Origin of the sequence: Enterobacter sp. E1 (genome assembly GCF_016809815.1) — a bacterium.
In the GTDB taxonomy this organism is placed as follows: domain Bacteria; phylum Pseudomonadota; class Gammaproteobacteria; order Enterobacterales; family Enterobacteriaceae; genus Enterobacter; species Enterobacter adelaidei.
Genome location: NZ_JAFBJM010000007.1, coordinates 60,652 through 78,496, shown reverse-complemented (window position 1 = coordinate 78,496; position 17,845 = coordinate 60,652). Strand labels below are relative to the sequence as shown.

At 53.4% G+C, this 17,845-nt stretch carries 20 protein-coding genes; 10 read left to right on the top strand and 10 right to left on the bottom strand.

Annotated features, from left to right (window positions below; translation table 11 throughout):
• Positions 1–196: 196 nt before the first annotated feature.
• Both msrA and JGF26_RS17215 read left to right on the top strand, forming a co-directional pair.
• Positions 197–838 carry a peptide-methionine (S)-S-oxide reductase MsrA gene (gene msrA, locus JGF26_RS17220; protein WP_134708443.1) on the top strand — a complete coding sequence of 214 codons (642 nt, stop codon included), beginning with the start codon at positions 197–199 and terminating at the stop codon, positions 836–838.
• Between the two features lie 208 nt (positions 839–1,046).
• On the top strand, positions 1,047–2,384 hold the full coding sequence (locus JGF26_RS17215; protein ID WP_028016472.1) for a hemolysin family protein: 1,338 nt from the start codon (positions 1,047–1,049) through the stop codon (positions 2,382–2,384).
• A gap of 71 nt (positions 2,385–2,455) precedes the next feature.
• On the opposite strand, the gene JGF26_RS17210 is transcribed toward JGF26_RS17215, so the two are convergent.
• Positions 2,456–2,662, bottom strand: coding sequence for a DUF1107 domain-containing protein (locus JGF26_RS17210; protein WP_028016471.1), 207 nt, complete (start codon positions 2,660–2,662; stop codon positions 2,456–2,458).
• Positions 2,663–2,986: 324 nt separating this feature from the next.
• Here JGF26_RS17210 and JGF26_RS17205 point away from each other — a divergent pair, with 324 nt between their 5' ends.
• A complete protein-coding gene (locus JGF26_RS17205; RefSeq protein ID WP_028016470.1) occupies positions 2,987–3,544 on the top strand; it encodes a YtfJ family protein in 558 nt (185 codons plus the stop codon).
• Here JGF26_RS17205 and cysQ read toward each other — a convergent pair.
• Positions 3,538–4,278 (bottom strand): 3'(2'),5'-bisphosphate nucleotidase CysQ, encoded by a 741-nt coding sequence (cysQ, locus tag JGF26_RS17200; protein WP_028016469.1) that lies wholly within the window; start codon positions 4,276–4,278, stop codon positions 3,538–3,540. The genes JGF26_RS17205 and cysQ overlap by 7 nt on opposite strands.
• Positions 4,279–4,468: 190 nt before the next feature.
• Here cysQ and JGF26_RS17195 point away from each other — a divergent pair, with 190 nt between their 5' ends.
• Entirely contained in the window at positions 4,469–6,412 is a 1,944-nt protein-coding gene (locus JGF26_RS17195; RefSeq protein ID WP_049005173.1) for a bifunctional 2',3'-cyclic-nucleotide 2'-phosphodiesterase/3'-nucleotidase, read from the top strand.
• 71 nt (positions 6,413–6,483) lie between these two features.
• Here JGF26_RS17195 and JGF26_RS17190 read toward each other — a convergent pair whose 3' ends face one another.
• Positions 6,484–6,870, bottom strand: a complete 387-nt coding sequence (locus tag JGF26_RS17190; RefSeq protein ID WP_134708442.1) for a helix-turn-helix domain-containing protein — start codon at positions 6,868–6,870, stop codon at positions 6,484–6,486.
• Between the two features lie 84 nt (positions 6,871–6,954).
• On the opposite strand from JGF26_RS17190, the gene JGF26_RS17185 reads away from it, so the two are divergent.
• The 3 genes from JGF26_RS17185 to JGF26_RS17175 all read left to right on the top strand — a co-directional run bounded on the left by JGF26_RS17185 (position 6,955) and on the right by JGF26_RS17175 (position 9,750).
• Positions 6,955–7,803 (top strand): SDR family oxidoreductase, encoded by an 849-nt coding sequence (locus JGF26_RS17185; protein ID WP_108089453.1) that lies wholly within the window; start codon positions 6,955–6,957, stop codon positions 7,801–7,803.
• Positions 7,804–7,884: 81 nt separating this feature from the next.
• Complete coding sequence (locus JGF26_RS17180) at positions 7,885–8,709, top strand: AraC family transcriptional regulator (RefSeq protein WP_108089452.1); 825 nt, start codon at positions 7,885–7,887, stop codon at positions 8,707–8,709.
• Positions 8,710–8,784: 75 nt separating this feature from the next.
• Positions 8,785–9,750, top strand: coding sequence for a DMT family transporter (locus JGF26_RS17175; RefSeq protein ID WP_028016464.1), 966 nt, complete (start codon positions 8,785–8,787; stop codon positions 9,748–9,750).
• Here JGF26_RS17175 and JGF26_RS17170 read toward each other — a convergent pair.
• Positions 9,747–11,396, bottom strand: coding sequence for a methyl-accepting chemotaxis protein (locus JGF26_RS17170; protein ID WP_028016463.1), 1,650 nt, complete (start codon positions 11,394–11,396; stop codon positions 9,747–9,749). The two genes, JGF26_RS17175 and JGF26_RS17170, sit on opposite strands and share 4 nt — an antisense overlap.
• 242 nt (positions 11,397–11,638) lie before the next feature.
• On the opposite strand from JGF26_RS17170, the gene ytfE reads away from it, so the two are divergent.
• Complete coding sequence (gene ytfE / locus JGF26_RS17165; protein WP_028016462.1) at positions 11,639–12,301, top strand: iron-sulfur cluster repair protein YtfE; 663 nt, start codon at positions 11,639–11,641, stop codon at positions 12,299–12,301.
• Between the two features lie 86 nt (positions 12,302–12,387).
• Here ytfE and cycA read toward each other — a convergent pair whose 3' ends face one another.
• Positions 12,388–13,797 carry a D-serine/D-alanine/glycine transporter gene (cycA, locus tag JGF26_RS17160; RefSeq protein ID WP_024907315.1) on the bottom strand — a complete coding sequence of 470 codons (1,410 nt, stop codon included), beginning with the start codon at positions 13,795–13,797 and terminating at the stop codon, positions 12,388–12,390.
• A 312-nt stretch (positions 13,798–14,109) separates the two neighbouring features.
• On the bottom strand, positions 14,110–14,730 hold the full coding sequence (fklB, locus tag JGF26_RS17155) for an FKBP-type peptidyl-prolyl cis-trans isomerase (RefSeq protein ID WP_028016460.1): 621 nt from the start codon (positions 14,728–14,730) through the stop codon (positions 14,110–14,112).
• 233 nt (positions 14,731–14,963) lie between these two features.
• Here fklB and JGF26_RS17150 point away from each other — a divergent pair, with 233 nt between their 5' ends.
• Complete coding sequence (locus tag JGF26_RS17150) at positions 14,964–15,602, top strand: OapA family protein (RefSeq protein ID WP_032666753.1); 639 nt, start codon at positions 14,964–14,966, stop codon at positions 15,600–15,602.
• Positions 15,603–15,670: 68 nt separating this feature from the next.
• Here JGF26_RS17150 and rplI read toward each other — a convergent pair whose 3' ends face one another.
• From rplI to rpsF, 4 genes are read right to left on the bottom strand one after another with little or no spacing between them, the layout of a single operon-like run.
• Positions 15,671–16,120 (bottom strand): 50S ribosomal protein L9, encoded by a 450-nt coding sequence (gene rplI, locus JGF26_RS17145; protein ID WP_028016458.1) that lies wholly within the window; start codon positions 16,118–16,120, stop codon positions 15,671–15,673.
• Positions 16,121–16,161: 41 nt separating this feature from the next.
• Positions 16,162–16,389, bottom strand: a complete 228-nt coding sequence (rpsR, locus tag JGF26_RS17140) for a 30S ribosomal protein S18 (protein ID WP_000135199.1) — start codon at positions 16,387–16,389, stop codon at positions 16,162–16,164.
• Positions 16,390–16,393: 4 nt separating this feature from the next.
• Complete coding sequence (gene priB / locus JGF26_RS17135; protein WP_008502895.1) at positions 16,394–16,708, bottom strand: primosomal replication protein N; 315 nt, start codon at positions 16,706–16,708, stop codon at positions 16,394–16,396.
• Positions 16,709–16,714: 6 nt separating this feature from the next.
• Positions 16,715–17,110 (bottom strand): 30S ribosomal protein S6, encoded by a 396-nt coding sequence (rpsF, locus tag JGF26_RS17130; RefSeq protein ID WP_014830397.1) that lies wholly within the window; start codon positions 17,108–17,110, stop codon positions 16,715–16,717.
• Between the two features lie 345 nt (positions 17,111–17,455).
• On the opposite strand from rpsF, the gene yjfY reads away from it, so the two are divergent.
• Positions 17,456–17,731, top strand: a complete 276-nt coding sequence (yjfY, locus tag JGF26_RS17125) for a DUF1471 family protein YjfY (RefSeq protein ID WP_028016457.1) — start codon at positions 17,456–17,458, stop codon at positions 17,729–17,731.
• The last annotated feature ends 114 nt before the right edge of the window (positions 17,732–17,845 follow it).

Below are 17,845 nucleotides of genomic sequence, written 5' to 3'. Positions count from 1 at the left end.
CCTGGAAGCAAATGCACTGCCGCTCCGCGGCAAAATACGGCCTGTTAGCCAAAAACCCAAATCGCGGGTTGAAAATGGGTGCAACACCCAAATATTTCTTATGATTAAATCTAGACTCATTTAGCGCATTTATTGTGTTCAATTAAACGCTTCGTGACAACCTTAACCGAAACATCGGCCCCCGGGAGACCCCATCGTGAGTTTATTCGACAAAACGCATCTTGTTTCACAAGCTGATGCATTACCGGGACGCAACACGCCTATGCCTGTGGCGACCTTACACGCCGTAAACAACCATTCAATGACCAACGTTCCTGATGGAATGGAAATCGCCCTGTTTGCGATGGGTTGTTTCTGGGGTGTGGAACGCCTGTTCTGGCAACTGCCCGGCGTTTACAGCACGGCAGCCGGTTATACTGGCGGTTACACGCCAAATCCAACCTACCGCGAAGTATGCTCTGGCGAAACCGGCCATGCGGAAGCCGTTCGTGTGGTGTATGACCCTGCGGTGATTAGCTACGAGCAGCTTCTGCAGGTGTTCTGGGAAAACCACGACCCGGCGCAGGGCATGCGTCAGGGTAACGACCACGGCACACAATATCGTTCGGCCATTTATCCGCTCACACCGGAGCAGGATGCCGCCGCGCGCACCAGCCTTGAGCGCTTCCAGAAAGCCATGCGTGACGCTGGTGATACGCGCGAGGTGACGACGGAAATCACCACCGCGAAACCGTTCTACTATGCCGAAGACGATCACCAGCAGTATCTGCATAAAAACCCGTACGGCTACTGTGGCATTGGTGGCATTGGCGTCTGCCTGCCGCCGCAAGCAGAATAGCCGCTTGAATCTGGCAGAAATGGATTTCGCCGGGTTTGAAAATCATCACTTTTTCTGCCAAAACGTGACCTCTGGCAGGTTTACACTCCTTTACGCTATACTACCCGCTGAAATAATCAGCTCAACGCTACGAGCTGACGTTCTACGTGTTTTCACACAAATGGTATCAACTTCCCTTCCGAGGATCTGGCGAGAAGCCGGATAAACTATGTTAAACAGTATTTTAGTAATACTTTGTCTTATTGCCGTCAGTGCATTTTTCTCGATATCTGAGATCTCGCTGGCCGCGTCCCGTAAAATCAAACTCAAACTGCTTGCCGATGAAGGCAACATCAACGCCTCACGCATTCTGAAGATGCAGGAAAACCCCGGTACGTTCTTCACCGTGGTGCAGATTGGCCTGAACGCAGTCGCGATTCTGGGTGGTATCGTGGGCGATGCGGCATTCTCGCCGGCGTTTTATAGCCTCTTTATTCAGTACATGTCCGCCGAACTCGCCGAGCAGTTGAGCTTTATTCTCTCCTTCTCGCTGGTGACAGGCCTGTTCATCCTCTTCGCTGATCTGACCCCGAAACGCATCGGTATGATTGCGCCAGAAGCTGTGGCTTTGCGTATCATCAACCCGATGCGCTTCTGCCTGTTTGTTTTCCGCCCGCTGGTATGGTTCTTCAACGGTCTGGCGAACGTGATTTTCCGCATCTTTAAGCTGCCAATGGTGCGCAAAGATGACATCACCTCAGACGATATCTACGCCGTTGTGGAAGCGGGTGCGCTGGCCGGGGTGCTGCGTAAGCAGGAACACGAGCTGATCGAGAACGTATTTGAACTGGAATCCCGCACCGTGCCGTCTTCCATGACGGGTCGTGAAAGCATTATCTGGTTCGATTTACATGAAGATGAGCAGAGTCTGAAGAACAAAGTGGCGGAGCATCCTCACTCCAAGTTCCTCGTCTGTAATGAAGATATCGACCACATCATCGGTTATGTCGATTCCAAAGATCTGCTCAACCGCGTGCTGGCAAACCAGAGCCTGGCGCTCACCAGCGGCGTGCAAATCCGCAATACCCTAATTGTGCCGGACACCCTGACCCTTTCAGAAGCGCTGGAAAGTTTCAAAACCGCCGGGGAAGACTTCGCGGTGATCATGAACGAATACGCGCTGGTGGTAGGTATTATCACCCTGAACGACGTGATGACTACTCTGATGGGTGACCTGGTTGGCCAGGGCCTGGAAGAGCAGATTGTTCAGCGTGACGATAATTCATGGCTGATTGATGGCGGCACACCGATTGAAGACGTGATGCGCGTGCTGGATATTGACGAGTTCCCTCAGTCCGGTAACTACGAGACCATCGGCGGCTTTATGATGTTTATGCTGCGCAAAATCCCGAAACGTACCGACTCCGTGAAGTTCTCTGGCTACAAGTTTGAGGTGGTGGATATTGATAACTACCGCATCGACCAGCTGCTGGTGACGCGTATCGACAATAAACCGACCGTGCTGGTACCGAAGCTGCCGGATGTGGAAGAGAAGGTGTCAGCGTAAAATTCCTGCCCCCACAAACATCAACGGCTCCCATCGGGAGCCGTTTTTTTAACTACTGCATAGCACGCTGGTTAAGCCATCTCAGTTTGCAGACGCAAAACCTGACGGTTGACTTCGGACATCACAGACAAGTGCTGCTTATCCTTCACTTTTGGGACGAGGATCTTGCCCTTATCAAACTCAAAAGCGCCAACATCCTTGATATACAACCGTCCACGGAACAGGATCTTCACGTACTTCGCCACCTGAAGCGGGTTGTAGCGTTGGAAAATTTTCATTCTTGTATCTCCTGCGAATCATACGCTCTTGCGGCGCCACAATCGGCCCGACTGTCCTGAGCGCAAATTTTAATGCCCATTGACTATAGACCAGAACAACCTTGATACCCAGTATGCATAAGTTTATTTACCGTTTGATTACAATTATTCAGAATAATCTTTGCAAACCGTGACTCAGGGCAGTATAAGCCGTCGTTTTTTCATGGATATGTGCGTTCACCCGCAAACTGGCATCGGGATTGCGGGAAAACCACATTGATCGCACTTATGATTAAAAGCGTAAGACCAAGTGGTCGGATCACCTGCAAACAATAAGGAAACGCCATGACCCTACGTAATATCCTTGCAGCAGCCTGCCTGCTGCTGCCCCTGTGGGCTTGCGCTCACAACATTGAAAAAGGACAACGTGTACCGCCAGTCGGTATTGCTGACCGGGGAGAATTGATTCTCGACAATGATAAGTTTAGCTACAAACCCTGGAATAGCGCGCAGCTCGCAGGCAAAGTGAGAGTTGTACAACATATTGCCGGTCGTACATCCGCAAAAGAGAAAAATGCCAACCTGGTGGAAGCGATCAAGGCGGCAAAATTCCCCCATGACCGCTATCAGACCACCACGATTGTGAATACCGATGACGCCATTCCTGGCTCCGGTATGTTTGTGCGTTCAAGCCTTGAGAGCAATAAAAAGCTCTACCCGTGGTCGCAGTTTATCGTCGACAGTAACGGCGTGACGCGTCAGGCCTGGCAGCTGGAAGAAGAGAGCTCCGCCATTATCGTGCTGGATAAAGACGGCCGGGTACAGTGGGTGAAAGACGGGGCGTTAACCCAGGAAGAGGTGCAGCAGGTGGTTGCCCTGCTGCACAAGCTACTGGCTCAATAAATCGTGACGCGGAAGCCGGGGTTGAGGAAGGATTCGCGTGGGGTGTAGTCCAGCGTCTTTCCCTGCCAGTCATGAACATGCGCCCCGGCTGCCGCAGCAACGGCATGTCCGGCGGCAGTATCCCAAACGTTGGTTGGCCCAAAGCGAGGGTACAGTTGCGCATGACCTTCCGCCACCAGGCAGAATTTCAGCGATGAGCCAATTGAGGTGGTCTGGTGTTCACCCAACTGTTGCAGATACTCCTGCAATTCGCTGTCGCTGTGAGAGCGACTAATCACCACCAGCGGCGGGCGCGCATCGCGAACCTGAATCTGCTTGCGCACACCGCACTCCTCCTTCCAGGCCTTCCCTTCTGCGGCGCTGTACATCACTTTCATTACCGGCGCATAGACCACACCCAGCACCGCTTTGCCCTTCTCAATCAGGGCGATATTGACGGTGAATTCACCGTTACGCTTGATGAACTCTTTAGTTCCGTCCAGCGGATCGACAAGCCAGTAACGTTGCCAGTGTTGACGTTCATCCCAGCTCTGTGGTGCCTCTTCTGACAATACAGGGATCTCCGGCGTTAAGGCCTGCAATCCTTGCAGGATCACCTTATGCGCCGCGATATCTGCTGCCGTGACCGGAGAGTCGTCTGCTTTACTGACGACCTCCATGGGTTTTACACCGTCATACACCTGCATGATGGCGTCCCCCGCATCCCGTGCGAGCTGACAAATTTTATCTAACATTCTCCACCTCTTTGTTAACGCAGTGAGGTTAACTCTTTGTTTTAGTTATATCGTAATGTGAACAATTCCGCTATCTGTGAAGTAATTCCGGTTTCAGCACACATTTTTCTGTCAGGATTCACATTTCTGTAAGCAACAAGCTATAGATACATACTCTTTTGTGGCCTGGATCGAAAAAAGGACTCCTCTGATGATTAAGTTTAGCGCAACGCTCCTGGCGACGCTGATTGCAGCAAGCGTGCAGGCAGCGACAGTCGATCTGCGTATTCTGGAAACGACAGATCTGCACAGCAACATGATGGACTTCGATTACTACAAAGATACCCCTACGGAAAAATTCGGACTGGTACGCACGGCCAGTTTGATTAACGCCGCCCGCGAAGAAGTAAAAAACAGCGTACTGGTCGACAATGGCGATCTCATTCAGGGGAGTCCGCTTGGCGATTACATGGCAGCAAAGGGACTGAAAAAAGGCGAGATCCATCCTGTTTATAAAGCGATGAACACGCTGGACTATACCGTCGGCAACCTGGGAAACCACGAATTTAACTACGGGTTGAAATACCTGCATGATGCACTGGCAGGGGCCAAATTCCCGTATGTTAATGCCAATATCATCGACGTTAAGACCCAAAAGCCACTGTTTACCCCTTACCTGATTAAGGAGACCGAGGTTGTCGACAAGGACGGTAAAAAACAGACGCTGAAAATCGGCTATATCGGCTTTGTACCGCCGCAAATCATGACGTGGGATAAGGCAAACCTCAGCGGTAAAGTGACCGTTAATGACATCACCGAGACCGCGCGCCACTACGTGCCGGAGATGCGCGAGAAAGGGGCCGATTTAGTGGTCGTTGTTGCTCACTCAGGTCTTTCAGCCGATCCATACCAGGCGATGGCGGAGAACTCGGTTTACTACCTGAGTGAAGTGCCGGGTGTCGACGCGATCCTCTTCGGCCACGCTCACGCGGTCTTCCCCGGTAAAGACTTTGCCAGCATCAAAGGGGCTGACATCGAAAAAGGGACGCTCAACGGCGTACCGTCGGTTATGCCCGGGATGTGGGGTGACCACCTCGGCGTCGTCGATCTGGTGCTGAATAATGACAGCGGCAGCTGGAAGGTTACCCAGTCGAAAGCCGAAGCGCGCCCCATTTATGATGCTGCCGCCAAAAAATCGCTGGCCGCTGAAGATAAAAAACTGGTCAACGTGCTGAAGCACGATCACGACGCCACGCGCGAATTCGTCAGTAAGCCGATCGGTAAATCCGCTGACAATATGTACAGCTTCCTGGCGCTGGTGCAGGACGATCCGACCGTCCAGGTCGTCAACATGGCGCAGAAAGCCTACGCCGAGCACTTCGTTCAAGGGGATCCGGATCTGGCAAAATTGCCGGTGCTGTCTGCCGCCGCACCGTTCAAAGTGGGTGGACGTAAGAACGACCCAGCCAGCTATGTTGAAGTCGAAAAAGGCAAGCTGACCTTCCGTAACGCCGCCGACCTCTATCTCTACCCGAACACCCTGGTGGTGGTTAAAGCGACGGGCAAAGAGGTGAAAGAGTGGCTGGAGTGTTCCGCCGGGCAGTTCAACCAGATTGATCCACACAGCAGTAAACCGCAATCGTTGATTAACTGGGACGGATTCCGCACCTATAACTTCGACGTGATCGACGGCGTAAATTATCAGATTGATGTCACCCAACCTGCAAAATATGACGGCGAATGTCAGGCCATTAACCCGCAGGCGGAGCGCATCAAAAACCTGACCTTCAATGGCAAAGCCATTGATCCGAATGCCACGTTCCTGGTCGTGACCAATAACTATCGCGCCTATGGCGGTAAGTTTGCCGGGACAGGCGACAGCCATATCGCCTTTGCCTCACCGGATGAAAACCGCTCAGTACTGGCCGCATGGATCAGTGCAGAATCGAAAAAAGCAGGCGAAATTCACCCGGCGGTGGATAACAACTGGCGCCTGGCCCCGATTCACAGCGATACGAAGCTGGACATCCGCTTTGAAACATCACCGTCCGATAAGGCGGCAACGTTCATTAAGGATAAGGCGCAGTACCCGATGAAGAAGGTAGCGACGGACGATATCGGGTTCGCGATTTATCAGGTGGATTTGAGCAGGTAAAAACAAACCGGCAACGCACGTTGCCGTTATTAGTGTTTGTTCCCTCTCCCGGCCGGGAGAGGGTGAGGGCATCAGGCCGCCCGATCGTCCCGATTCGCCATCACCTTCGGCGTATTCACCTCAATCCAGTCCGCCAGCGCGGCGACTTTCTCACTTACCTCAATACCTAACGACGTCAGACTATACTCTACGTGCGGCGGCACAACAGGATACGAAACGCGATCAACGAACCCGTCCTGCTCCAGCGCCTGAAGCGACTGAGCCAGCATCTTCTCGCTCACGCCGCCCATTTTCCGGCGCAGGTCACTGAAACGATGCTTCCCCTGGCGCAGGGCGACCAAAATCAGTACCCCCCAGCGGCTGGTGACATGTTTGAGTACCTCCCGGGAGGGGCACTGTTCCGCGAAGAGATTGCCATCGCGCATTTGTTCGCTGAGCGTCGGTATCGTTGTCTTCATACTTACCTTTTTGTGCGTACTTACTAAAAGTTAGTTAAGGTGTTAGTGTGCCACAACACGAGACAAACACGAAGGAGATTCATCATGATCGCAATTACCGGTGCTACCGGCCAGCTTGGCCATCTTGTTATCGAACAACTTTTAAAATCCGTTCCGGCCAACCAGATTGTGGCCATTGTGCGTAATCCGGCAAAAGCCGGGGCACTCAGCCAGCAAGGTATTGTCGTGCGTCAGGCGGATTATACTGACCAGGCAGCGTTTACCACGGCGCTGAACGGCGTGGATAAACTCCTGCTGATCTCCTCCAGCGAAGTCGGCCAGCGCGCCACTCAGCACCAGAATGTGATTAACGCCGCTAAAGCGGCGGGCGTGAAATTCATCGCCTACACCAGCCTGCTGCATGCAGATAAATCACCGCTCGGCCTGCACGTTGAACACGTTGCCACTGAAAAAGCGCTGGCGGCCTCCGGCATTCCTTATGCCCTGCTGCGCAACGGCTGGTATACCGAAAACTATCTGGCGAGTGCACCACCAGCCCTGGAGCACGGCGTGTTTATAGGGGCTGCGGGTGACGGCAAAATTGCCTCAGCCACACGTGCGGATTACGCTGCTGCGGCAGCAAAAGTCATCGCTGAAGAAGGTCATGCAGGCAAAGTTTACGAACTGGCGGGTGACAATAGCTGGACACTGAGCGATCTGGCTGCAGAACTCAGCAAGCAAAGCGGCAAAAACGTGGCGTATCAGAACCTGAGTGAAGCGGACTTTGCCGCCGCATTGAAGGGGGTTGGTCTTCCGGCCGGGCTGGCGGATATGCTGGCGGACTCTGACGTGGGCGCATCCAAAGGCGGCCTGTTCGATGACAGCCATACCCTGAGCAAACTGATCGGTCACCCAACCACTTCGCTGGCAGACAGCGTCAACGCAATTCTGTAATTGTTACGAACTGGTTATTTTTTGTGGCATCCCCTCGGGTCATCTTTGATAATGGAGAGATGACCCATGAGGAGGTTCAACGTGCAAGGCGTACCGGAACAGTTTATTGATGAGAGAGACAGTGCGCGCTTTCGCCATCTGGCGGAACTGCCGGGCCTTGAACTTTATCACGCGCATATTTCTGAATACGCCTTTGAGCCTCACACCCACGAAGCCTTTGGCATCGGCACCATCGAGACCGGTGCGGAACGCTTTCGCTATCGCGGTACCCAACACCTCGCGTCTGAAAAATCCGTCGTCACCATGAATCCGGACGAGATCCACACCGGCGAGTCCGCCACCGAAGATGGCTGGCGTTACCGGATGGTCTATATCGACCCCGATCTGCTGGAAGAGGTGACCGGCCTTCGTCACTGGTGGTTTAGCGATGTCACCCGGTATGACCCGCTACGCTCACAGCAAATCGGCAGGCTCATCTATGGTCTGTGGCATACGGACGACCCGCTGGCTCAAAAAGGGCTTTTGTTGGATCTCATTGACACTTTCCAGCCGCTCGCCCATCACGCGCCGCTGATCCGCGAAGGCGCACACCGCTTCGAACGGGTACGCGAATATCTGCACGATAACTATATGCACGCCCTGACGCTGGATGAACTGGCCAACGTTGTCTCGCTGAGCCCGTACCATTTTCTGCGCCAGTTCAAAGCCCATTTTCACGTTACCCCGCATCAGATGTTGATGGCCATCCGCCTGTGGCGGGCCAAAGCGTTCCTCACGCACGGTATGCCTGCAGCCGAAGTCGCCGCCGCAACCGGGCTGACCGATCAGTCACATTTAACCCGCGCGTTTACCCGCCGCTACGGCATTACCCCCGTGCGCTACCAGAAGCAGGTCACCCGACGTTAAAGCGCAATCTCATACAATACGCGCCCCTTTTCCCCTCCTACACTGAGTACAGAGAAAATACCTGTGGATGGAAAAATGATTAGTGGTGTGTTGTATGCCCTGCTGGCAGGGATGATGTGGGGGTTAATCTTTGTCGGCCCGCTGATCGTGCCCGAATATCCGGCAATACTGCAGTCGACCGGACGTTACCTGGCGCTGGGGCTGATTGCCCTGCCTCTGGCGTGGCTGGGACGCGCGCGATTGCGTCAGCTCAGCCGTCAGGACTGGGGTACCGCGCTGGCGCTGACCATGATGGGCAATCTTATCTATTACGTTTGCCTCGCGAGCGCCATTCAGCGTACCGGGGCGCCAGTGTCTACCATGATTATCGGCACGCTGCCGGTCGTTATCCCCGTCTTTGCTAACCTGCTCTATAGCCAGCGCGATGGCAAACTGGCGTGGTCAAAAATGGTGCCAGCGCTGGGATGCACCGCCGTGGGGCTGGTATGCGTCAATATTGCCGAGCTGCGTCATGGGCAGGTGAATGTTGACCTGTGGCGGTACGGTTCTGGCATTATGCTGGCGTTCATTTCCGTGGCGTGCTGGGCATGGTATGCCCTGCGAAATGCACGCTGGCTGCGGGAGAACCCGGACAAGCATCCGATGATGTGGGCAACGGCGCAGGCGCTAGTGACGCTGCCCGTCTCACTGGTGGGATATGCCGGGGCGTGCATCTGGTTAGGCCATCAACAGCCAGACTTCACCCAGCCCTTCGGGCCAAGACCGTGGGTGTTTATTGGCCTGATGGTTGCGATTGCGGTGCTGTGCTCATGGGTGGGCGCGCTGTGCTGGAATATTGCCAGCCAGAAGCTGCCGACGGTGATCTTAGGGCCGCTGATTGTTTTCGAAACCCTGGCCGGGCTGCTTTACACCTTCCTGATGCGCCAGAGCGTGCCGCCGTTATTCACGGCCTGCGGGATCGCGCTGCTGGTCATCGGGGTGGTGATGGCGGTAAGAGCGAAGCCGGAAAAACCGATGGTTGTTCCGGCGTCGGAGAGTTAGAACGTTTCCCAGTTGGCCTCAGACGCAGCCGCTACGGGCTGCGCCTTTGGTGCATAGGTTTTCACCGGAGCCGCTTTGACCGTCTGGTTGCGGATAATTTTAAATACCGCCACCGCTTCGTTCAGGCGAGCTGCCTGATCTTCCAGCGCTGCTGCCGCTGCCGCAGACTCCTCCACCAGCGAGGCGTTCTGCTGAGTGACGCGATCCATCTCTGCCACGGCCTGGCCAACCTGATCAATACCACGGCTCTGTTCGTCAGACGCAGAGGCAATTTCGCCCATGATGTCGGTGACGCGAGTGACTGCATTGACAATTTCCGCCATCGTCGCGCCCGCTTCATTCACCAGCTGAGAACCTGCATTCACGCGCTCACCGGAATCATCGATCAGCGCTTTGATCTCTTTCGCGGCCTGGGCGCTGCGCTGTGCCAGGGTACGCACTTCACCGGCTACCACCGCAAAACCACGTCCCTGCTCGCCTGCACGGGCAGCTTCCACCGCCGCGTTCAGCGCCAGAATATTCGTCTGGAAGGCAATTCCGTCGATCACGTTAGTAATTTGCGCAATTTTGCTGGAACTGGTAGCAATTTCATCCATGGTGCGAACCACTCCTTCCACCACATGACCGCCCTTCTTCGCGGTTGAAGAAGCATCCAGTGCCAGACGAGAAGCCTGACGCGCGTTATCGGCGTTCTGTTTCACGGTTGCCGTCAGCTGTTCCATGCTGGCTGCCGTTTCTTCCAGAGAAGCGGCCTGCTGCTCGGTACGGGAAGAGAGATCGTTACTGCCCGCAGAGATTTCGCCCGCCCCGGTGTAAATAGTATCAGCGCCTTGACGCACGACACCCACGGTATTCGCCAGTGAGGCTTGCATCTCCTGGACGTTGTGCGCAAGGATCGCCATCTCGTTCTTACCGTCAGCCTGAATCGGCTGGGTTAAATCGCCTGCCGCAATGGCGCGGATATGGCTGATAATCTCTTCCAGCGGCAGCAACAGCACGCGGCGCATGGCGATCCAGCTGGAGATAATGACCACAATGACCAGCAGCATCACCGCAGAAAGGATCCACAAGATGCGTTTGTAGTCACTTTCATTATCCCTGATGCCTTTATCACTGAGCGCGGCCTGCGCTTCACGCCATTCACGATAAACCGTCTGCATCGCGTTTTGTTTTTGCTCGGCATTCTGCTTGAACATATCTTCCAGATTACCCTGGCTCAGCAACACGTTCATTTGTGCCAGCGTCGCAGAATAATTGCGGTACTGCTCCTCCAGGCGATTCGTCAGGTTCTCATCAAGACCAGGAGTATTCGGCAAGGCATTGTATTTATCATAATGAACCTGTGCTTCAGTCAGCAGATTTTTAGCCGTCGTCACCAGCTCATTGAGCTGACCACCGTTAATTTGAGAGGCCATGCTGCTTTGCAGGCGCAACATCCCACGGTTCAGGGTGACGCGGGCCTGGTTCAGACTGATCCACGCATCGGTGAATTCCGCCACATTCTTGCTGGAAAGCTGCGACACGGTGAAGTTGTCTTTATCGTTGTTCAGCGCGTTGATAAAGATACCAGCGGAGATCAGTTGCATAATGCCGAGTACAAGCAGCACCGAAATCAGAAGGGTAATAACTTTTATACGTTTAAACATGCGTTGCCTTTTATATGCAGGTTTGTTTGACGTGGATATATCGGCAGGCGCGGCGGGTTGTTTACTGTTTCTACGCCTTTAAAAACTTTCTAAACCACTTTCTTAAGTCCATTCAGGGAGTTAATAAGAGCGATTTTTTGTGATCCGAATCTCATTTTCCCCCTTCCCTCTAAAGGGTTATAGCGCTTGCTTAAAGATGCATTTAATATGCATCTTATATTATTGATAACGAGGTAACTGCTATGGCCTATCGCGACCAACCCCTCGGCGAGCTGGCGCTCTCCATCCCTCGCGCTTCTGCGCTGTTTCGTAAATACGACATGGATTACTGCTGTGGCGGTAAGCAAACCCTGGCGCGTGCAGCCTCGCGCAAAGAGCTGGATGTTGAGGTGATTGAAGCAGAGCTGGCGCTGCTGGCCGAGCAGCCCGTCGACAAAGACTGGCGAACTGCCCCGCTCGCTGAAATCATCGACCATATCATCGTACGATACCATGACCGTCACCGTGAACAGCTGCCGGAACTGATCCTGCAGGCAACCAAAGTCGAGCGCGTACATGCCGACAAACCTTCCGTACCGCGCGGCCTGGCAAAATACCTGACTATGCTGCACGAAGAACTTTCCAGCCACATGATGAAAGAAGAGCAGATCCTCTTCCCGATGATCAAACAGGGAATGGGCAGTCAGGCAATGGGGCCTATCAGCGTGATGGAAAGCGAACACGATGAAGCAGGTGAACTGCTGGAAGTGATCAAACACACTACCGGCAACGTTACACCGCCGCCAGAAGCCTGTACCACCTGGAAAGCGATGTACAACGGCATTAACGAAACGATCGACGACCTGATGGAACACATCAGTCTTGAGAATAACGTTCTGTTCCCGCGTGCATTATCCGGGGAATAAAAAAGCCCGGTGGCGCTAGCGCTTACCGGGCCTACAACGTCCTGGAACGTAGGTCGGGTAAGCGCTAGCGCCACCCGGCAACATGCTTAACGCACGCCCGCCATACGTTTCTTACCGATAAACACCCAACCCAGCCCCAGCGCAATAAACCACAGCGGCGTGACGATCAGTGCCTGACGGGTATCATCTTCCAGCGTCAGCAGAACCAGCACGAAGACGAAGAACGCCATGCACACCCAGCACATCAACTTGCCCAGTGGCATCTTGTAGATCGATTTTTCATGCAGGTGTGGACGCTGCTTGCGGTACACCAGGTATGAACAGAGGATGATGGTCCAGACGAACATAAACAGGATCGCAGAGACCGTGGTAATCATGGTGAACGCGCCAATCACGCTTGGGTTCACGTAGAGCATCACCACACCACCCAGCAGGCACATGCAGGAGAATGTCAGCCCTTTTGCCGGTACCGCCCGCTTAGACAGCTTGGCGAACGCGCTCGGCGCCACGCCCTCCTGCGCCAGACCAAACAGCATACGGCTGGTGGAGAATACGCCGCTGTTGGCAGAAGAGGCCGCAGAGGTCAGCACCACGAAGTTAATCAGGCTCGCTGCCGCTGGCAGACCCACCAGGACGAACAGCTCAACGAACGGGCTCTTGGTTGGCACGACAGAGCTCCACGGCGTCACGGACATAATGATGACCAGCGCGAAAACGTAGAACATGATGATACGAACCGGAATGGAGTTAATGGCGCGCGGAAGAGATTTCTCAGGATCTTTGGTCTCTGCAGCCGTGGTCCCCACCAGTTCAATGCCCACGAAAGCAAATACCGCAATCTGGAAGCCCGCAAAGAAGCCGCTAATGCCTTTCGGGAACCAACCGCCATCATTCCACAGATGAGTAAACGAGGCCTGAACGCCCGTTGGCGACTGGAAGTGCGTGAGAACCATCACCAGCCCCACCACGATGAGCCCTACGATGGCCACGATTTTGATCATCGCGAACCAGAATTCCATCTCACCGAACATTTTAACGGTGGCGAGGTTAAGGCTCAGCAGCAGAACAATGACCGCCAGCGAAGCCACCCAGTCAGAAAGGCCGGGGAACCAGAACTGCGCGTAAGCCGTAATCGCTACAACATCCGCCATACCGGTGACGACCCAGCAGAACCAGTAGGTCCAGCCAGTGAAATAGCCCGCCCATGGCCCGAGGAGGTCAGAAGCAAAGTCGCTGAAGGATTTGTATTCGAGATTCGAGAGCAGCAATTCACCCATTGCACGCATCACGAAGAAAAGCATAAAACCGATAATCATATAAACGAATATGATCGACGGCCCGGCAAGACTGATAGTTTTGCCTGACCCCATAAACAGCCCGGTACCAATGGCTCCTCCAATGGCAATGAGCTGAATATGACGGTTTGTGAGATTGCGCCGTAGCGACTGTTCAGACGACGCCTCTTCGTCGGCGACGACTTTGACCTGATCTACCATGTGATATTTTCCTGTTTATGCCTGTCTGTGTTGTTAAGGCTCTTCTGGCCTTTAAATACGTCAAAAAATGACGATCCCTTTGTAAGGGCTTATCGATATTAGGTAAGAATCGGCGGGATGAATACTATGATTTAGATATTATGTTAATAATATGTTGAAAGTGAGTGTCATATCACTCATACAGCGCGAAACAGCTCACAAAAATACACGCAACAGTTTCGTTTGCAAGATAAAATATTGATTACATCGTAACTATAGGTTTTAACACTATTTTCCCCTCCCCAATCGGGGAGAGGAAATAAGAAAAGTCGATTACAGAATTTCCAGCAGCTCGACTTCAAAGACCAGCGTGCTGAATGGCGGGATGGATGCACCAGCACCACGCTCGCCGTAAGCCAGGTTATGCGGGATAGTCAGTTCCCATTTGGAACCGACTGGCATCAGGGTCAACGCTTCGATCCAGCCCGCGATAACACCATTCACCGGGAATTCAGCCGGTTCGCCACGCGCAACAGAACTGTCGAACACAGTACCGTCGATCAGTTTACCGGTGTAATGCACACGAACGTGGTCAGTGCGAGCCGGGATTGCGCCATCGCCCTGGTTGATCACGCGGAACTGCAGGCCTGACTCCGTGCTGTTCACACCTTCACGCTCGCGGTTCTCTTCCAGGAATTTAACACCTTCTGCTGCCATCTCTTCGAAACGTGCGCGACGTACAGCGTCAGCACGTTCGTGGATTTCACGCAGCGCACGATGCACAACATCAACCGGAACGGCAGGCTGTTTGCCTTCCAGCGCATCAGCGATACCCGCCACCAGCGCTTCAGGTAACAGACCTTCCAGGCCGGATTCGCTCAGCTGCTGTCCTACCTGCAAGCCGATACCGTAACTTGCCTGCGCTTCGATAGTGTCAAAAGTCGGGGTGGTCATGGGATTTCCTTCCATCACATTTAAAGTAGCGGGCAGCATATCAGCCATGCCCTTATGGGTAAAACTTTGTCTGAAGTTAAGGTGACAAACCGCGACGAAACAGAAACAATAGAGATAACCAGGATTAATCCCGAACTGATGCCACGGATGTCGGGTTTGCTACGTCGTTCAGGCAGTTAGCAAACTATACTTCGGAGCACAGGATAAAAAATACGCGGAGCAGGAGGAGAGCCATGCCCGGGCGATTTGAACTGAAACCTACCCTGGCGAAAATCTGGCAGGCGCCGGACAATTTTCGCATCATGGACCCGCTGCCTCCCCTGCATCGCAGAGGGATCATCATCGGCGCGCTGATGGTGATCGTGGGCTTCCTGCTTCCTTCCGGCGGCGATGATGTCAATACCGCGCCCGTCACCCGCAATGCACAGCTGGACATTCAGTCGCAGACGCGGCCTCAGCCTGATGCACAACCCATGCAGACGCAGCTGGTCACGCCGTCTAACGATCCGGGTCAGGTCGCGCCAGTTGAGCCAGAACCGGTCCAGGATGAACAGCCGCAGGAACAGGCCGCTGCTGAGCCACAGACGCAGCAGCCCACCGGTATCCAGCAGCAGTGGCGCTCTTATCGCGTAGAACCAGGCAAAACCCTGGCGCAGCTGTTCCGCGACCATAACCTGCCGCCAACGGATGTGTATGCCATGGCGCAGGTGGAGGGTTCAGGTAAGCCGCTCAGCAACCTGCAAAATGGTCAGATGGTGCAGATTCGTCAGAATGCCAGCGGTGTGGTCACCGGGCTAACGATTGATACGGGAAATGGTCAGCAGGTGCTGTTTACCCGTCAGCCAGATGGCAGTTTTATCAGGGCACGTTAAGAACCCGGTTCTTTAAAAAGCAAAACGCCGGCACAAGGCCGGCGTCTCGACGTGAGCAGAGTAAAAAATTACTCAGCTACAACGTTAACAACCAGTTTAGCGAACACTTCGCTGTGAACCTGGAAGTCAACTTCGTGCTCACCAGTGGTACGCAGAACGCCGTTCGGCAGACGAACTTCGCTCTTAGCCACTTTAACGCCTGCTGCAGAAACTGCATCAGCGATATCGCGGGTACCGATGGAACCGAACAGTTTACCTTCGTCGCCAGATTTGGAAGCGATGGTAACGGTGCCCAGTGCGTTGATTGACTCAGCGCGAGCGTTAGCAGCCGCCAGAACGTCAGCCAGTTTGGCTTCCAGTTCAGCGCGACGTGCTTCGAAAAACTCTACGTTTTTCTTGGTAGCTGGAACAGCTTTACCCTGTGGAACCAGGAAGTTACGAGCGTAGCCCGCTTTAACGTTTACCTGATCACCCAGGCTGCCCAGGTTTGCTACTTTATCAAGCAGAATAACTTGCATTACCTTATCCTCTTAAAGTCGTATTAATGGACCGTGCCCGATTACTGATGACGATCAGTGTACGGCAGCAGGGACAGGTAGCGAGCGCGTTTGATAGCGCGAGCCAGCTGACGCTGGTATTTTGCACGAGTACCGGTGATACGGCTTGGGACAATCTTACCGCTTTCGGTGATGTAGTTTTTCAGCGTTGCGATATCTTTATAGTCGATCTCTTGAACGCCTTCCGCGGTGAAACGGCAGAACTTGCGACGACGGAAATAACGTGCCATATGGCTAGTCTCCAGAATCTATCAAATCAATCTGCTCGGCATGCAGAACCATTTTGCTCAGACCGTTCTTTGCCTTGTGGCAAGAGATGAACCCCTGAACGATTACTGCACTACCGACCGTTAAACTGTGAGTAATGGCCTGGTTTTCGTGTCCGCTAATAATAACGGGCATTTGGCACCATGCCTGCCGGTGAAACCCGGCTTCCTCTTGCACAGAACGATGCTCAAGCACGAACTGGCAATGCGGAATTCCTGATGGACTGACCTTTCGAAGGGGAGCCCTGCATACGATGCCGGACAACGCCAGACGGTTGGTCATCAGAAATTACTCTTCAGAATCCCCAGCATCAGAATCATCTGCGGTTTCGTTTGCGAAATCATCGCGACGCTCGCGGCGCTCGTCTTTCGCTTTAACCATCGGAGATGCTTCGGTAACTGCGTGTTTAGTACGCATAACCATGCTGCGGATAACGGCATCGTTGAAGCGGAAGTTAGTTTCCAGCTCATCGATCACTTCCTGCGGCGCTTCAACGTTCAGCAGAACGTAGTGAGCTTTGTGCAGTTTGTTGATCGGGTAAGCCAGCTGACGGCGGCCCCAGTCTTCCAGACGGTGGATCGTGCCCGCTGCTGCAGTGATTGCACCAGTGTAGCGCTCGATCATACCCGGAACCTGTTCGCTCTGGTCAGGATGGACCATAAAAACGATTTCGTAATGACGCATCGAATTGCTCCTTACGGATTATTCAGCCTCCTGTCTGGGTCAGCCGAGGCCCGGGGAGGCAAGGAACGTGTTAAAGGTCGGCTGAAAAATTGACGCGTCATAATACTTGCACACCCCTGGAAACTCAAGCTGATTGCACAAATAATTCGCACAAAGCGCAAAGCTGGTCTAAGTGGATGATTTAAAATTATTCACATCCGAAAGCGTTGTTTTTTTGAACAACAGCATCAGAAATGGTCACGCTTTCCCGCCGAATGAGTGATTACACTTTAATCAGAGGTCATCTGAATTAAAGAAGGAGTATCACACCACTCTCTCACAGCACGCAGTCGTGGAGCGCATATCATGAAAAAAATCGTATTAGCCATAATGGCTGCGCTTTTGCTCAGTGCAAACGCGATGGCAGCTATCAAAATAGACAGCCGACAGGCCAGAAACATGGATGATGTGCAAAGCTTGGGCGTAATCTACATCAATCATAATTTCGCCACTGAAAGTGAAGCAGATCAGGCTCTTAACAAAGAAACCGATGCTCAGGGTGCTACATACTATCACGTCATTCTGATGCGTGAACCCGGTAGCAACGGCAACATGCACGCCAGTGCAGATATATACAGATAACGTTTTAACGCTAGCACCAGGAAGCCCAACAACGAGAACATAGCCATAGTTTAACTTGCCCCCAGCCCGGGGGCTTTTTTTTATGAATGGCTCTGAAATACCACCGGTTACAAC

Coding starts and splice junctions, on each gene's coding strand:
- JGF26_RS17215 (WP_028016472.1), top strand. CDS start 1,047: ATGTTAAACAGTATTTTAGTAATACTTTGTCTTATTGCCGTCAGTGCA.
- JGF26_RS17210 (WP_028016471.1), bottom strand. CDS start 2,662: ATGAAAATTTTCCAACGCTACAACCCGCTTCAGGTGGCGAAGTACGTG.
- JGF26_RS17205 (WP_028016470.1), top strand. CDS start 2,987: ATGACCCTACGTAATATCCTTGCAGCAGCCTGCCTGCTGCTGCCCCTG.
- cysQ (WP_028016469.1), bottom strand. CDS start 4,278: ATGTTAGATAAAATTTGTCAGCTCGCACGGGATGCGGGGGACGCCATC.
- JGF26_RS17195 (WP_049005173.1), top strand. CDS start 4,469: ATGATTAAGTTTAGCGCAACGCTCCTGGCGACGCTGATTGCAGCAAGC.
- JGF26_RS17190 (WP_134708442.1), bottom strand. CDS start 6,870: ATGAAGACAACGATACCGACGCTCAGCGAACAAATGCGCGATGGCAAT.
- JGF26_RS17185 (WP_108089453.1), top strand. CDS start 6,955: ATGATCGCAATTACCGGTGCTACCGGCCAGCTTGGCCATCTTGTTATC.
- JGF26_RS17175 (WP_028016464.1), top strand. CDS start 8,785: ATGATTAGTGGTGTGTTGTATGCCCTGCTGGCAGGGATGATGTGGGGG.
- JGF26_RS17170 (WP_028016463.1), bottom strand. CDS start 11,396: ATGTTTAAACGTATAAAAGTTATTACCCTTCTGATTTCGGTGCTGCTT.
- ytfE (WP_028016462.1), top strand. CDS start 11,639: ATGGCCTATCGCGACCAACCCCTCGGCGAGCTGGCGCTCTCCATCCCT.
- cycA (WP_024907315.1), bottom strand. CDS start 13,797: ATGGTAGATCAGGTCAAAGTCGTCGCCGACGAAGAGGCGTCGTCTGAA.
- fklB (WP_028016460.1), bottom strand. CDS start 14,730: ATGACCACCCCGACTTTTGACACTATCGAAGCGCAGGCAAGTTACGGT.
- JGF26_RS17150 (WP_032666753.1), top strand. CDS start 14,964: ATGCCCGGGCGATTTGAACTGAAACCTACCCTGGCGAAAATCTGGCAG.
- rplI (WP_028016458.1), bottom strand. CDS start 16,120: ATGCAAGTTATTCTGCTTGATAAAGTAGCAAACCTGGGCAGCCTGGGT.
- rpsR (WP_000135199.1), bottom strand. CDS start 16,389: ATGGCACGTTATTTCCGTCGTCGCAAGTTCTGCCGTTTCACCGCGGAA.
- priB (WP_008502895.1), bottom strand. CDS start 16,708: ATGACCAACCGTCTGGCGTTGTCCGGCATCGTATGCAGGGCTCCCCTT.
- rpsF (WP_014830397.1), bottom strand. CDS start 17,110: ATGCGTCATTACGAAATCGTTTTTATGGTCCATCCTGACCAGAGCGAA.
- yjfY (WP_028016457.1), top strand. CDS start 17,456: ATGAAAAAAATCGTATTAGCCATAATGGCTGCGCTTTTGCTCAGTGCA.